Origin of the sequence: Rhodococcus sp. JG-3 (assembly GCF_000482405.1) — a bacterium.
GTDB lineage: Bacteria > Actinomycetota > Actinomycetes > Mycobacteriales > Mycobacteriaceae > Rhodococcoides > Rhodococcoides fascians.
Genome location: NZ_KI519398.1, coordinates 4,230,873 through 4,246,136, shown reverse-complemented (window position 1 = coordinate 4,246,136; position 15,264 = coordinate 4,230,873). Strand labels below are relative to the sequence as shown.

Below are 15,264 nucleotides of genomic sequence, written 5' to 3'. Positions count from 1 at the left end.
GTGATCGTGCCGAGTCGTGGTGCGATTCGAGACGTTCTGCAGTACCTCGCCCCACATGGCGGGGTTGCCAACGTTTGAGTCCGGACACTCGATCTGGCCCTCGACACTTCGGCTGCCCGTGCACTGGTTCACCTGGCGTGCCGCTGCCGTTCAGCATCTCGCCGCATCCGTGCAGAAGGTGCTCGCTTAAAGAGCCGAGAGTTTTCGTCGGCGCTGCAGATGATTCTATAACCGCCGAAGCGCTGCCACAGCTTCGCGCACGCTTGGTGCGGTAGCTGAGCCATCACCCGTAGACGTGACTCCTCCGATGCGAGACATCCTGTTTGACGCAGATATGCCATCGACCCGCGCCCAAGTACGCACGACTTTCCGCGTCGCGGCGACCAGATTCGAGGCGAAGGCCACACAGTTAGGTACAAGCGCCGAATCGGCTCAGGGCCAGGGTGGAACGGTCAAATTTGAAGAGCAGCGGGGTTCGTGGGTCGTATCGACGAATCATCCGGTCAAAATTGCGGAAGTTCCCTCAGCAGTGGGGTCCTACGTCGGCAGCGACGCAACTGAAGTGCCCGACACCGCGAAGTGTGACATCCGTCTGAATGAGCGTTGGCACGTTGCTCCAAATGGCTGCTTGGAGAGCATGGACGCGGTAGTGTTCGGAGCAAAATCCACTAATTGACGAAATGAGCGAGAGTGCCAGATTCCGTGCTCCCCTTCTCTTACGAAGAATTCCTCCCCTGGTACGTAGAGGAGACCTCCCGACGGCTTAGGCCAGCTTTAGTTACTGTAAACCGCGTCTTAAACGAATTGATGACAGACCATCTTGTTGAGTTTGACCGAGCACGTATTCGACTCTCAGCAGGTCGAGTTAAAAACAGTGCGAGAGTGTGGGCAAAATTATCACAAGAAAAATATGCCAGTCGGGTGTTGTCGCTTTCGGACGTTCCCGCGACAATTGACGACCTAGTGGGCGTTCGAATCGTCTGCAATAATGTCTCCGATATTCTCGTTATACAGGATATGCTGAGTAACTTGCCTGACAACGTAGAGCAGGCCGATGCAACCTTATCTGTCGTTTCAGCGAGTGAGAACAAGTACAACGATACTCCTAAAGAATCCGGATATCGGGCATATCATATCAACTTGGGTGTGCGGATAGGCGGCCACAGTCAGTGGCACAATGTTTCGGTTGAGCTTCAGGTGAGGACGCTACTTCAAGACAGTTGGGGCGAGTTAACGCATGAGGATACATACAAACCAGGCGTCGAGCTTCCGGCTCTCGTGAAGACGCTTGCCAAAAGAATGTCAAATTTGCTAAGTTGTGTTGATGAGTTGGCGCAGGATATTCGGGATGAGCTAGATCAGCTGGCCAGAACACCTGAAGAACCTAAGAATGAGTCATCTGAAGATAGATTGAATTCCGTCTCGGGTAAGTCGGAAGTAGGGGGTCCTGCGTCCGATTTGAAGGGTTCGACACCGTCGGAAGAGTCCATTCCGGAGGATGCATTGATGAGTGAAACGCGGAGCATGGTTCGCGATCTGTCAAAACCCGAATCAATGGCCACGATCGCTCATCGGCTGCAAGTATTGTTTGGTCAGGATATAGCGCGTTCGTCTTGGGGTCGATTTGGAAGCTTCAAATCTCTATTAATGGAGTCCGTGCCGGATGTGGAAATCGTTAATGTAGGTCCCGGAATGGTAGTCCCAAACGGATTTGACTCCGAAGTACTTCTGAGGAATGTTGATGCTCAAAGTAATTATGGTGGGGACTTGGCTGGAGTTCCAGCAGTGCTGTTGACCCTCAAGAAGTACGATCAGCATGTTCCCGCGCTGCCGCCAGAGGGTATTGCGGATATCTTTCGAGGAATGGAGTTGTGCATTCGTGAATCGGCCTGGCTAGAACTGGGTATTCCGCGGTCGACTCTGGGGTTAAAGGAGGTTACGCAACTAAGTAAGTATGGCCGCGACCAATTGCACGCGAAGGGTATCCATGTTCAGCGGGCAAAACTGGGATATCTTCTTACTGCGATGCTATTCTCTGGTAATCTACGACCAGGCGTCTCGATCGAGACTATAGTAGAAATTCTGCGTGCCCACTTCAGGACCAGAATTGGCCGAAATCTAATTTCGGTAACCGAGGACCAATGGCTTGAGCTAGATTGCTGGCTTGATGATTCTCATGAGCAGTATGTGGAGTCCTAAATTGGACCTTTCCGGATAGTGCTAACACCAGAATGGCTTAAGCCGCGTAGGACATGACGCGACAGGAGAGTTGGGGTCAATGCCTGTACGAACCGGCCGCTTATACGCCGCCTTTCATGATGTCGTCAATGAGGCGGATAGTGCGGCAAGTCGGATATCGATTTCGTCCAGGCCACTCTGACTTACAGTGAGGGTGTCTCGAGAATCCTCCAACGCTGACACGAAGACCACCACCACTACTGGCGCGTACTTTGCCGCAAGTTTCGTTCGCTTCGCCTCGTCTTCGAGATATTTCACGCTCCCTGCGTTGTCGACGAAGTCAGCGAACTTGACCAGAAAGACCTTGGGGTCCTTGATGACGTCGGCAACGTGCGCGGCGTAGGCGGCGTTCTTCTCTGCCTTCGATAGCACCGCATCAGTAGACGGATTAGTCACTGCGGCAACTAGTCTGGAAGTCTCTGGGCTGAAGTGTTCGGCGATGAGATTCAGTGCCGCCTGCTGATTCGGTTCGTCCGACAGCTGTGACTCATCCAGAACCGACACGACCTCCCGCGGTTGATCCTCGACTGTGTCGTGCAGAGCTGTCGCTGCGAGAACATCGGTGTCGGTGCAACCGAGCCTGATCAAGCGCAAGACGTTCCTGAGTGGATGCACGATGTACGGGTCGACAGGGTATGCGGCACGCCCAATCCGCTTTTGGGACAGATGGGCTGCCGTCGCTAACTCAAGGGCATTGGCAAGCTGCGTTCGGTCGATACGGTCGGCGTCGATCTCGTGCATGATCGCGAACACCAATGCAGCCGAGTCCATGTCCTTCAGCTTGGTTGCGCGGTAGATCGATCCAAGATCTTTCATTTCTATCTCCTGTCGGTTGGGGCGAAAGTAGCTACTCGGTGGTGCGTCACGAGGATCGGGGGAGCTCGTCGGCGAATCGGTAGGAACAACCGATGTTGCCTGTCGTGTTCACGCCGGCATTGACTCGGATCCACGCGATGCACGACCGCGCGACCAGACGAATGTCCTTTGTGAACAGATATCCGTCGGTGCAGTCCTCGAAATGGCTGTCGTTCTGCCACTCGTCGAGAGGCAGGCCCGCGGACGAATAGTCCGCAAGAAGTAGATGGCCGAGTTCGGTCCGCGATCGTCTGAGCATCAACACACCGCCGCTCAGGACGATCACCTGCGAGCACACTACCGGGGCGTCATCGATGGAGTCGGCAACATAGTCGCTGGGACCCACCTCGACGATGAATCCGACCGGCTTGTCGAACAGCGACTCGATCATCCATGAGGCCAGCGAGTCCCATTGATCGACCTCCAACCGTCGACCATCGACGATGAACGCACGGACTAGTGAACCTGGTTCGACCGGCGCTTCCCACACGTCCTTCGCCCAGCCGTCGTCGGTGCTGTTCACGCGTCCACTTTGATCGGCCCAGATGGCACCGAAGGTGAAGTCACTTCGCGTAACGGTCTCGTCGGCATCCACACTTTCGACACTCCAGCCCGCCAGCCGGACGCGCAGGTCGGTCACCACGACGTATCGATAGCCCTCGTCGTCGAGGTTGTAATGCCAGTCCGGGATCTGCGGCATCGCTGCGAGACTGTTGGCCGTCGCGCGATGTGAAACCTCGGCGCGATAGATGTCGGATCGCACGGATCGAATGCGGGTGATCGATCGATGCATGCCGATTGAAATTGCGGGTTTGGCCGTCGACATCGCGGCGCTGGCGGCATGGAAGTGCTGCTCGACGATCATCTGTGGTCGGCCGATGGAGGAGCGACTCGTTCGTGCATCCCGTGGCGTATACATGACGCTCACCAGGTCTGAGTCTCGCAGGCGTGAAGGTATTTTGGCTTCGGGTTCGACCTCCACGATTACTGTCGAATGGCGTCGTGGATCGCTCCGATGGCACCAGTCGGGTAGCGCGCCGAGACCGTGGGGCTCGTGATCGAAGAACGGTTCATCGCTCCACACGTCGGCGCGGCAGATTTCGATTCCGACGGTAGGGCACGTCAGCCGGACGTTTTCTTCTGTCCGGAGCGCTAGGCGTCCTGCGTCCCACCATCCACAGTGGGCGGTGTGGAAGACAACCCGGGCGTTCCCGAACGCGGACTCCTCCAATTGTGCTGACTGCATGTCGACGCGGCGAAGCAGTTCGGTACGCCGTTGGGGCGTGAGGTCCGAAAATGGTTGGTCGACCTCGACAACAACCATGAATCCGGGATCTCCAGCGGGTATGTCGTTGGGCCCGAGGCGTGTTTGTTCCATAGTTCTCCTCTGTGTAGAGCGAAGGTGTTGCCGAGAAAGTCGGCGAAAGCGGAGCCCGGACTACCGGACTGCCTGCAACTTCATGTGTACACGAGGGTGCCGACAGGTTTGTCGATGACGCACGAGCGGAAACGGTTCCGGCAGAGCGGGCGATAGGTAGACGAATGTGCCGATGGTCGAGAACGGGCTGGGTGCGCACCCGTTTCCAGGCTCGGAGGCTCTAGTGCTCAAGAGATCGCACATCATCATCGCGGTTATGGCCATGGCGTGCTTCGGCTGTTCCTCTGCCGATCCTGTGGTCACCACGCCGGCAGAGGTCGGTTCGGTCACGACAACGTCGGCTACACCGGCCGTAACGACTACGACGGAGCCGACGCCGGAACCCGCCGTGCAGCCAGCACCCCCAGCGCAGCCGATCACGTTCGAGTGCGGCGACCTCTCGCTTTACCAGTCCGGGACGGCACTCTATTCCGATGGAACCACCGGGTACGAAGCCGACTGCGACACGTACGTTGCTCCTGCTGCCCCGGAGTTCAGCTATTGCGATTACGGCGGCACTTCTGTCAACACCGATGGTTCCTACACGGTGAACGACCCCCGGTGTGCGGCCCCAGAACCTCCAGCTGACTCGGGGTATCCGTACAACGAATCGGAAGATCGCAATGGGGACGGCGTCGTCAACGGGTACGAGCGCTGCGGTGTTCTGTGTGGAGACGAGCCCACTAGCGGGGACATCCAGACGCAGTACGGCTGCGAGCAGGGGTATATCACCGGGCCGCAATGTGACGAATGAATCCTGTTCGAGGCGAATATGGTCTCGAGAAGTTTTCGCCTGCCGAAACGCGAGAGCCCGGATCTTCTGACGTCGTCAGCATCCGCGAATTGCGAGCCTTCGCAGTCGAGAGACCTAACGGCTGCCTGGATCCTGAGCAGCGCACGATTGTCCGGTCGGTGGCCGCTATGAATCATCGAACTTGTCCTGTTCTGCAATTGCGCTGACATTAGGCGGTGCTCGAACGTGCTGTTGGAGACGCTGAGATCGCCGGCAGACTGCGTCTGCCGACCTATGGAGGGGATGTTTGCACTTGGTCGTACCAGCAGCGCTACAAAAGTTTCGGAGAGCGGTCAGCGCATGAAACAGGTTGTATAGCAGTCAATGTCATCAAACTAATGAGCGGTGAAATCGCTGAACAGCAAACTTGTTCGGAAGTGGTTCCGGCTTGAGCCGCAGAATTAAAAGATCGGGGCAGTAACGCTAGAAGTGGTTTCACGATTGACAGTTATGCGAAGTCTGACGCTGTTGTCGACCGTCGGTGTGCTTGCGTGCCTCGTCGCGTGTGGCGGATCGCCAGATGAATCCGAACCAGGCACTGCTTCGAGCTCCGTCAGCCCATCGACCACGTCCCAAACGCCGACTCCAATTTCGGCCCCACCCTCGCCAGTCGTTCCAGCAGCACCGCCGGTAGCCGAACCGATCTACACGGAACCTCCGGCACCCGAACCTGTGATCGTCGATTGTCAGCCGGGATTGGGCCCAATCACGACGTACTGGTCGGACGGCACCGTCACCGGATACACCGCCTATTGCCAGTCCGTACACGACGAAGCACTCCAAGGTGAGATCGACGCAAACACCTCAGTGTGCGATGGAACCGTATGCACGTATCCGAACGGCGCGACCATTCCGGATCCGAACGCAGTGCCGGACGATCGATGCACGAACCAAATCGACTATGCCGGTGATCCCCGGTCCAACGCCGAGATCAATTCGATCGGCGCATCGACCGGACATTGCCCAGCGCCCATTGGATGACGACCGGTGCCTTTCCTCAGTGTGCTTCGAGCCGCTGCGGAAGCGAACCTGATTGGCAGTCAATGGTTCCGGCCTGGCCCGCTCACGTGACCATGCCCGCGCGAAAGGCAGCCAGTGCCGCTTCGACTCGATTGCGCACACCGAGTTTCACGAAGATACCGGAGATATGGGTCTTCACCGTCGTCTCGCTGAGGAATAGCTCCGAGGAGATGTCCGCATTGGTCGAGCCAGTAGCCAAGATGCGCAAAACATCTCGCTCCCGCGGGCTCAGCACGTCCATCGACACCGATGCCGGAAGCGCCGGCAACATCGACGTCGCCACAATTTTCCGCAGCGAATCCTCACTGAACAACGTGTTGCCCGATGCCACAGCTCGAACCGACTGATGAAACGTCTCGGGCGCTTCGCTTTTGCTCAAGAAGCTGTGTGCACCGGCCTCGATGGCTCGCACCACCAGATCGTCGACATCCATGGCGGTCATCGCAATGACCTTCGGGGGATGCGCCAGCGTCATCAGATCGCGGGTTGCGTCCAATCCGCCGATCCGTCGCATCTGAAGATCCATCAACACCACATGCGGCCGGAACGCCGCCACCGCAGCAGGCACCTGGTCGCCGTCCTCCACATCCGCCACTACCAAAATGTCCGGCGTCTTCGCGAAGATTTCGGTCACTCCACGGCGAACGAAAGGGTCGTCGTCGACGATCAGAACGGTGATCATGTCTGGCGTTGTCATGGTTCGCTGAGCTTAGAACGCGCTTCCGACACCGTCCGTCAGGAGTACCACGGCAACCAACACGAGACCACGAATTCACCCGGCTGCGGGCCGGCCGCGAATGTGCCGCCCACCCCGCGGACCTGTTCGGCCAACCCTGCCAACCCCGTGCCCGACCCGTGCTCGAACGCCGGTTGACCCATCAGCTGATTGCGCACATCGACGCGCACGCCCGTCTGATCGGACCCGTACACGGCCACCCGAATGGTGGAACCGCCAGCGTGCTTTTGCGCATTGGTGAGCGATTCCTGCACCACCCGATACGCCACATGACTGCTCGCAGCCCCAATATCACCGGGCGTCACGTCGAGCATCATCGTCGTGTGCAAGCCTGCGTCTCGCGCAGAGTGCACCAGATCGGAGATGCCCTCGACGCTTTGCCGGCCACCGCTCGAAGCATCGGCCGATCCCCGCAGCACGCCGATGATGCGCTTGAGCTCGTCCAATGCATCGTGGGCGGTCTGCCGAATCATCGACGCCGTCTGGGCGACCTTCTCGGGCCCGTCAGCGCTGTTGACTTGCATTCCGCCTGCAAACAGTGAGATGCGGCTGAGGCTGGCTGCGAGGGTGTCGTGCATGTCGCGGGCAATGCGGGCACGTTCCGCATTCAGCAGCATCTCCTCACGAAGAGCGTTGGACTCCACCGTCACCTTGTCTCGCGTGACCACAGCCTCCGTCAGGTCGGATCGCGTGCGGTGCAGCATTGCTCCACCCACGACCAACCCGACAAGCACTGCCGCGACGACCCACGGAATCCACGCCGGGACGTCCCATTCCACCGGCATGGACCCGTCCTCGGCCTTCGTCGAACCGATGGTCAGGACGGAGTAGTACCGGCTGCGATGGGCGTCGTACGTCAACGACACCCCGCACGCGACGTACACAGCGACTGCGGCAATCACGAGCGGCTTGGTTCGCGCGAACGCACCGACAGCAAACAGAGCAATCAACGCTGCCGTCGCATCGGTGGCGAAGAACAGCGGCCCGGCCAACGCCAGTCCCAGAACGACCCATGGCCGTTCGTGTCGCCAGATCAAGGCGACGCCTGCGATCAGGTTGAGCGCGACGCCGATGCCCAGGTTCCACCCCGGCGTCCCGGACGCACCCGCCAACCCGGCGGTCATCATCGAGCAGAACAGGCTGAAGGCCACCGCCGCCGTCGTCCAGGCTTTGCGGCGCAGGGTGCCTGTCCGGTGGGTACTCACGAACGCAAGCGTACGGCCGAGCACCGACACGGCGAATCGTCCGAACGGCCCGCATGACCCATCGGATGCGACCGAAAGGAGGAGGCACACCGACCGGTCAGCCGAGGCGCGGACAGGCACGACTGCGGTGTGGTTGATGCATCGCCGAACGAGAGGAATTTCGACATGACCAACCACAACCCGAACCCCCAGCAGCAGTACGCTCCGCCCGCTCCCGAGCAGAAGAAGAGTTGGTTTGCCCGACACAAGATCCTGACCGTCATCCTGGCGATCGTCGTGGTGGGTGTCCTCATTCGGCTCATCGGTGGTGGTTCGTCGGAGAGCCCGACAGCTCCCGCGCCGGCCGGATCCCCGTCGTCGGAAGAAGCGGCTCCTGCAGCCCCGGCCGAGCCGGCTCAGCCGGGAATCGGCGTACCAGTGCGTGACGGCAAGTTCGAGTTCATCGTCACGGCCGTCGCGCCACCCGTCGCGACCGTCGGCTCCGAGTATCTGACGCAGACTGCGCAGGGCGAGTACGTCCAGGTGACGATGACCGTGCGCAACATCGGCGACCGAGCACAGAGCTTGGACGCGTCCTCGCAGAAGTTACTTGACGCCGACGGCAAGCAGTACTCGGTCGACAGCCTCGCAACTGCCTACCTCGACGAGGGCATCGGCTACGAGCAGATCAACCCGGGCAACGCGCTGGATACAACCGTCGTGTTCGACGTCCCCGTCGGGACTGTGCCTGCCGAGATCGAGCTGCACGATTCGGCGTTCTCGGGCGGTACGACGGTAGCGCTGCGGTAGCCGTCGTTATTCGCTCTTCCGTTATCCCGCAATTCAATTCACTCGACGCAGTTCCGGCTGCGTCTCAAGGAAGGAAACTATGACAAACCCGAAACTCTCTCTTGTTGCTGCTTTGCTCGACAGGTCCGGTTCGATGCATTCCATCGCCGACGACACCCGCGGCGGATTCGACTCGTTCATCACCAAGGAGCGTGAGGCAGAGGGTCGCACCGTGGTCACGCTGGCACAGTTCGACAACCGGTACGAGCTTGTCTACGACAGCGTCCCCATCGAGGAGGTTGCACCACTCGTTCTCCAGCCGCGGGGTGGCACCGCGTTGTACGACGCGATCGGCCGGCTCGTCAGCGAGGTCGGCGCGGGTCTGGCTGCGACACGGGAGGACGAGCGTCCCGGCTCGGTGACCGTTCTCGTGATGACCGACGGCCACGAGAATTCGAGCCAAGAGTGGACGAATGCGACTGTGCGAGAGCTGATTCAGCGGCAGGAAGCCGAGTACAGCTGGGACTTCGTATTCCTGGGATCGAACATCGACGCCGTCGAGGTGGGTGCCGGTCTGGGTTTTCAGCGGGACAAGTCGATGACATACATCTCGACGTCGGTGGGTGTGACGGCAGCTTTCGATTCGGTGGCGGATTACCAGAATCGAAAGAGATCGGCCGGTGTCGATGCGCGCTCGGCATCGGCCTTCACCCCGGAAGATCGCAGACGGGCGCGAGGGGAGTAGGAGAGTGTCGCAACGGCCTGGTCGGAAAGAGGCTACATCGGATTTCTCACTCCGACTGTCCGGCGATGTCGGAGGTTCGCTGTACTCTTCCGCCCGAAGTGCCTTGACGCTATCCGCTCGGCTTTAGTCGGACGGCAACACGAAGCCCGGAGTCGAACAAGCATGAACACTGTTGGCAATGACCGAAACTCCGAGCCCGCCCTGGTCCGGCGGTGGGAGCTGTGAAGCCGTCGTCGCACGCTGCGGTTTCGCGATGGGCCGACCGCAATCGGTTCGGGCCGGAAATTCAGTTCGTTGACGTCAGATCGTTGGCTCTCCCGTCCAGCCGCCCAAGGCGAAGCGGGCTGTATCTCCTCGCGTTCGATAACGACTCGTACTACATAGGCGAGTCCGTCGACCTTCGATCTAGGATGGGTGGGCACAATGCGAAGTGGGGCGACGAAATCTCGACCGTGCGCTTGCTGGCCTTTGCGGCGTCGAAACAGGAGTTGAAGCGACTCGAACGCTCGCTCACCCGTGACGCTGAGGGTGCGGGGGTGGTTCTGCGAAACGTACTGAATGCAGGTGTCGCCTTCGGCATAGACGCACTCGATGAACTCCTCGACGGCGAAGCGCAAGAACGCTGGCTAAGTGACCCCGGCCGGTTCAATGCAGAGGACGCGACACCGTTGAAGGAGCTCGCTGCGCAATCGGTTCGATACTCAACGGCTGCCCGCAGATACACCCAGCATGACCGCGAGCCAGAAGTGACCGCTCTACTCAAGACTTTCGTCGAAGGCTGTATACCGGCACCGCGAGCGACTGAATTCCAGTACTGGTCCGTCAGCACCGGGACGTACGCCGGTTCCGCATTTCCGCGTCGCTTTTGCGTCAGCGTCGGAAAGATGGAGGTTTTCGTCGTGTCCGCGAGTAAGCAGCTGGGCGGCTCACTCCTGGGTTTCGTAAATGTCCGGGCAAGTGTCCTCGACGATGCCCTGACACCCCGGGAATTCAGCAAGAAGCATCCTGCAGTTTGTCGGACCGAGCGGTTCTACGAAGACGGCGGTGGTGACACAATCACATTGCATTGCAGTGACTTTGCGCAGTTGGAGTCGCTCATGGCCGATCCTGACGTAAGACGGGCAGCTGGTGCGCTGGTCCTCGATGTGATGCGGAAGCATTTCTGTGTCTACACGCGCTATCACTGCCCTCAGCTCGTTGAGCGGCTGTACCCGGACCTCACCAGAACCGACGAACTTCCAGAAAACGCCGCGCACATCGACCCCGACCTTGAGGTAGCCGAGTCTCCGCCCGTGCTGTCGTTCGGCAACGCGGAGGTAGACGTGACGCCCTCCGCCGAGGGCATAGAGGACTTTGGCGATGTCGACTTGTTCTGGGTGGTAGGCACAGGGTCTCGTACATCGAAGAAGAACCAGGTGGCCGACTTCGTGGCGTCCGGTGAATGGCGAATGGACCTACATCCTGCTTACGAGCTCAAGGTCGCGGACATGCGGGTAGGCGAACGAATCGCAGTACGGACGCGCCGAAACATCACCGATAGTGTGCCGTTCGACAACCGTGGTCTCTCCGTTTCGGTCATGGACTTCCACCTGCGTGGCGTGATTACTCACAACCCGGGCGATGGGTGTTCGGTCAGGGTCAAGTGGGAAGCGCCCAGTACTGTGCCAGCCAGGTTCTTTCTCTACACCAGCCAGGATGCTGTGTGGCCCATGGCAAAAGGACTGAAGTCCGGTTGGAACCAGGTCATCGACTTCGCGTTCTTCGACAAGCCTCAGGACATTGACTTGTTCAGGAACGCGCCCTTCTGGTCTAAGCGGTTCGGTGATTCAGGCCGGGGTTGATCCGCCGGCGCATTTCCAAATGTCTACGATCGGGGCGGTCCCTACCGGGAGAGGGAGGTCTCACCGGCCGCCGTATTTCGAGGTGATGCGAGTTTCCAACCACTGCAGCGCAATCGTGGGCGGCAATGCCATCACGAGGATCAAGACAACAGTGCCCATGATGTTTTCCATCCGGACCAGGCTGACGTTGCGCAGAAGCTCGTATCCGATGCCACTGGACGACGAGAACATCTCGGCGAGAAGCAGTCCCAGGAACGCCAGGCCGAAGGTCATCCGCATTCCGGTGGCCAATGCCGGCAGCACTGCGGGAATGACGATCTGACGGATCAACCTGGGCCAGCTCACCTGTAGTGACGCGGCCATCTTGAGATGGATTCTTTGGACCGATGCCGTGGCCTCGACGGCGACGAGGAACATCGGGATGAAGGCGGCGTAGAAGGAGAATCCGAATCGGCTCAGTGCGCCGATGCCGAGGAACGACAGGAAGATCGGGTACAGCACGATCTTCGGAATGCTGTTGATCGCGTACACGATCGGGGCGATGGTTCGGGTCCAGAACGGACTCAGGCCCAGCGTCAGGCCCAGCAGTGAACCCACGACCGTACTGGCAAGAAACGCGAGCACGAGGATGCGGAGTGAGTCGTAGACGTTGGCTCGGAAGTCTGCGGTACCAAGGTCCGCAGCAAGCGAACGCATGGCCTCGGCGGGGGTCGGGAAGATGAGACTGTCGACCAAAACCGCCGCGACCCACCAGATCACAACCGCGACGACGGCGACGACCACGGGTGGCAGGAACCGTCGGGCGTTGGTGCGGCTAGCAGACGAGGCGGCTTTCGGGGGAGTGGTCGGGGCGGTGGCTACTCTGTCCAAGGTGCTGCTCATCAGCGGCGCCTCCAATCGAATCGGTTGAGCGCGAGCGAGATCAGCGAGGTCGAGAGCAAAGCGATCAGCGCCACGATGAGGATCCCGGCGTACATGTCGGCGATGTCGAACCCGTCGTAGGCAATGGAGATGAAGTGGCCGAGGCCTTGCGTCGACAAGATGAACTCACTGGCCAACACCGAGATGACGGCGTACGAGAGTCCCAGCTTGAGACCGGTCACGATGCTCGGCAACGCATACGGAAGCAGAACCGATCGGAAGTACTGCCACCGCGTCAACATCAGCGTGGTGCCGAGCTTGGTGACGATCGGCGACACCGCATTGAAGCCGGTACGTGCGTTCAACGCGACCACACCGAAGGCGAAGATGGTGGACAGAATTGCGATCGGAGCCACACCGGCACCGAACAGCACCACCATGATGGGGTAGAGCGCAAACGTCGGGACGGCGTAGTAGACGTTCAGATAAGGCTGAAACGCCCTGTCCCACAATTCGTACCGCCACAGAACGTAGGCGGCGGCGACGCCGAGTACGGAACTGAGCACAAACGCCAGAACGATGATCCCCAGCGTTCGGCCCAACTCGTCGACGAGGAAGTCCGGGTCGGTCAGCAGGTTCAGTGACGTCGTAAACATGTCGGTCACCGGAACGATGTCGAGCGGTGAGGCAAAGAACCGTGCCGAGATGTCGATGGCCACCAGCGCCGCGACGAGGATGAGGACGGTCCATCCCCATGCAGGGAGACCGAGTTGGGTGGAGGGGGCAGACCGGATGTATCCGGGGACCACGGAGGCGCGGTTACTCTCGCGCGTCGGCGCACTCATGGTTCGATGCTCATCGTCTTCTTGGCCTCGTCCCGCAGACTCGACCAAATGCGTTCATGCAGAGCAGTAGCCGCCGGGCTTGCGAGGACGTCCTCGGAGCGCGGACGAGGCAGGTCGATGTCCATCTCGTCGATGAATCGACCGGGCCGCGCGCTCATCACCAGTACGCGATCGGACAGCAGAACAGCTTCCTGGATGCTGTGGGTGATGAACAGGACTCCACACGTGAGCTTTTCGACGATCTTGAGCAGCTCGTACGACATCACCAGTCGTGTCTGCTCGTCGAGAGCACCGAACGGTTCATCCGCCAGGATGAGGTCCGGTTCCATGGACAGGCAGCGCGCGATGGCCACACGCTGGCGCATACCGCCGGACAACTGGGTGGGGTAGTGGTCTCCGAACTTGCTCAGTCCCACTGTGTTCAGCAGCTCGTCGGCGCGGGCTCGTCTTTCTTTCTTGCCGACACCTCGGACTTCGAGAGCGAACGCGACGTTGTCGCGGACGGTTCGCCAGGGCAGCGTCGCCGATTCCTGGAAGATGACCGCAGTCTTGGATCGAGGACCGGTGAGCGGTTGCCCGTCGACCTGCACGGTGCCGCCATCGTGATCCTGGAGTCCGGCGAACACCTCAAGCAGGGTGGACTTGCCGCAGCCACTGGGACCGACGACGGAGACGAATTCTCCTCGGCCGATGGACAAGTCGATCTCGTGCAGGGCGGTCACATCACCGAAGTGCCGCGACACCGACGAGGCGACGGCGATGGGGGAGGTGGTGTCGGGGCGGGGTCGAGTCGCTGCGTGAGTCACGTCGCTACCTTCTGGTGGTGGGAAGTTGCGGTCAGGAGTCGCAGTCGCCGGGAACATCGTTCTCGACTCCCGCGGCGAGGAAGTCCGGGTCGAACAGGGTGCAGAAATTGGGTACTCGATCGCTCCCCGATGCTTCGACGCCGTCCTGGGCGGATTCGACCGACGCGGTATCGAAGCCGCCGCCCCAGGTGTCGACCGAGGATGCACGCTCGACCACCGCGGTCGCCGACTCCACGTCGAACCCGGTGTAGTCCGCGTAGATCTGAGCGGCCGCAACAGGATCGGCCTTGATGGACGCCACCGCCTCGGTGTAACCGGCATTGATGGCCCGTACGACACCGGGATTACTCGCGGCGTAATCCTTCGTTGTGGTGATCGTCGACTGCAGGAACCGCGACATGTAGTCGGGGCTGCTGACGATCAGCTTGAAATCCTCCGGCCGCTGTTCGGCGACAATGGAGGGGACGAGTGCGATATCGACGTTGCCGGCTTCGAGTAGTGCGAAGCCCTCGCCGATACCGCCGGAGGTAACCCGCTCGATCCGGCTCGGGTCGACGCCTGCAACGGAGGGAAGCAGACGCGTCAGAGCATCGGACGCCGAGTTGGGCCGGGTGTAGGCCCACCGGCGGACGTCCTGGATGGAGTTGATGTCGGGGTTGGAGGCGAGCGCGTAGAAGTTCATCGGGTACGGCCCCTGCGTGCCGCCCCCGACGATGCGCAGTTCGGAGCCGGCCGCGTCCGCCTGCACGATCGACGGGTAGCTGACCTCACCGATGGGGATGTTGCCGTCGAGCAGCGTGCGCATGGTCGCGCTGCCGCCCTTGCCCGGCACGATGTTCTCGACGATTACGCCATGCTTCTCGAACAGTCCCTGCTTTTGCGCGACAAGCCAAGGGATGCTGTAGATCTCGGCCGCTGCCGAGACGGTGACATCGATCGTGACCGGATTGGCGGGGTCCGCGTCGGGGCCGGGATCCGATCCGCACGCCACCAGCGCGCCGGACAGCGCCACAGCTGTCATGATCGAGGTGATTCGGCGTAAATGCATCTGCGTCCTCGCTTGCTGATCGGCGTGACGGTGCCGGAGTGGGAGTGTCGGCTGTCGCAGGCCCACCCGTAGTGAGACGTACGTAA

Annotated in this window: 14 protein-coding genes; 6 read left to right on the top strand and 8 right to left on the bottom strand. The window is 60.2% G+C overall.

Features of this window, described 5'->3' with window-relative positions:
• Positions 1–307: 307 nt before the first annotated feature.
• Positions 308–676 carry a hypothetical protein gene (locus K414_RS28985; protein WP_152530460.1) on the top strand — a complete coding sequence of 123 codons (369 nt, stop codon included), beginning with the start codon at positions 308–310 and terminating at the stop codon, positions 674–676.
• Between the two features lie 14 nt (positions 677–690).
• A complete protein-coding gene (locus tag K414_RS28655; RefSeq protein WP_152530459.1) occupies positions 691–2,199 on the top strand; it encodes a hypothetical protein in 1,509 nt (502 codons plus the stop codon).
• A gap of 114 nt (positions 2,200–2,313) precedes the next feature.
• On the opposite strand, the gene K414_RS27600 is transcribed toward K414_RS28655, so the two are convergent.
• Positions 2,314–3,054: an HD domain-containing protein gene (locus K414_RS27600; protein WP_051365215.1), complete on the bottom strand. Its 741-nt coding sequence runs from the start codon at positions 3,052–3,054 to the stop codon at positions 2,314–2,316.
• Between the two features lie 46 nt (positions 3,055–3,100).
• Positions 3,101–4,021 carry a hypothetical protein gene (locus K414_RS29650; RefSeq protein ID WP_237606264.1) on the bottom strand — a complete coding sequence of 307 codons (921 nt, stop codon included), beginning with the start codon at positions 4,019–4,021 and terminating at the stop codon, positions 3,101–3,103.
• Between the two features lie 622 nt (positions 4,022–4,643).
• Between K414_RS29650 and K414_RS0121360 the strand changes: the two genes are divergently transcribed.
• Positions 4,644–5,264 carry a hypothetical protein gene (locus tag K414_RS0121360; protein WP_237606262.1) on the top strand — a complete coding sequence of 207 codons (621 nt, stop codon included), beginning with the start codon at positions 4,644–4,646 and terminating at the stop codon, positions 5,262–5,264.
• A 1,102-nt stretch (positions 5,265–6,366) separates the two neighbouring features.
• Here the strand turns inward: K414_RS0121360 and K414_RS0121350 are convergent.
• Together K414_RS0121350 and K414_RS0121345 are read right to left on the bottom strand one after the other, a co-directional pair.
• Entirely contained in the window at positions 6,367–7,020 is a 654-nt protein-coding gene (locus K414_RS0121350; RefSeq protein WP_027497791.1) for a response regulator transcription factor, read from the bottom strand.
• Between the two features lie 38 nt (positions 7,021–7,058).
• On the bottom strand, positions 7,059–8,264 hold the full coding sequence (locus K414_RS0121345; RefSeq protein ID WP_343294190.1) for a histidine kinase: 1,206 nt from the start codon (positions 8,262–8,264) through the stop codon (positions 7,059–7,061).
• Positions 8,265–8,429: 165 nt separating this feature from the next.
• Here K414_RS0121345 and K414_RS0121340 point away from each other — a divergent pair, with 165 nt between their 5' ends.
• The 3 genes from K414_RS0121340 (at position 8,430) to K414_RS0121330 (ending at position 11,618) form a co-directional block, all read left to right on the top strand.
• Positions 8,430–9,053, top strand: a complete 624-nt coding sequence (locus tag K414_RS0121340; RefSeq protein WP_027497789.1) for a DUF4352 domain-containing protein — start codon at positions 8,430–8,432, stop codon at positions 9,051–9,053.
• Positions 9,054–9,132: 79 nt separating this feature from the next.
• Positions 9,133–9,777 carry a vWA domain-containing protein gene (locus K414_RS0121335; protein ID WP_027497788.1) on the top strand — a complete coding sequence of 215 codons (645 nt, stop codon included), beginning with the start codon at positions 9,133–9,135 and terminating at the stop codon, positions 9,775–9,777.
• A 221-nt stretch (positions 9,778–9,998) separates the two neighbouring features.
• Positions 9,999–11,618 (top strand): GIY-YIG nuclease family protein, encoded by a 1,620-nt coding sequence (locus K414_RS0121330; protein WP_027497787.1) that lies wholly within the window; start codon positions 9,999–10,001, stop codon positions 11,616–11,618.
• Between the two features lie 60 nt (positions 11,619–11,678).
• Here K414_RS0121330 and K414_RS0121325 read toward each other — a convergent pair whose 3' ends face one another.
• The 4 genes from K414_RS0121325 to K414_RS0121310 are packed head-to-tail and all read right to left on the bottom strand — an operon-like array spanning position 11,679 to position 15,178.
• The gene (locus K414_RS0121325) at positions 11,679–12,500 is read right to left on the bottom strand and encodes an ABC transporter permease subunit (protein WP_027497786.1); all 822 of its coding nucleotides are present in this window, start codon (positions 12,498–12,500) and stop codon (positions 11,679–11,681) included.
• Positions 12,500–13,324, bottom strand: coding sequence for an ABC transporter permease (locus K414_RS0121320; RefSeq protein WP_027497785.1), 825 nt, complete (start codon positions 13,322–13,324; stop codon positions 12,500–12,502). Before K414_RS0121320 ends, K414_RS0121325 begins: the two co-directional genes overlap by 1 nt.
• Positions 13,321–14,130: an ABC transporter ATP-binding protein gene (locus K414_RS0121315; RefSeq protein ID WP_027497784.1), complete on the bottom strand. Its 810-nt coding sequence runs from the start codon at positions 14,128–14,130 to the stop codon at positions 13,321–13,323. The genes K414_RS0121320 and K414_RS0121315 overlap by 4 nt, the downstream gene beginning before the upstream one ends.
• A gap of 31 nt (positions 14,131–14,161) precedes the next feature.
• Positions 14,162–15,178 carry an ABC transporter substrate-binding protein gene (locus K414_RS0121310; RefSeq protein WP_027497783.1) on the bottom strand — a complete coding sequence of 339 codons (1,017 nt, stop codon included), beginning with the start codon at positions 15,176–15,178 and terminating at the stop codon, positions 14,162–14,164.
• Positions 15,179–15,264: the final 86 nt, after the last annotated feature.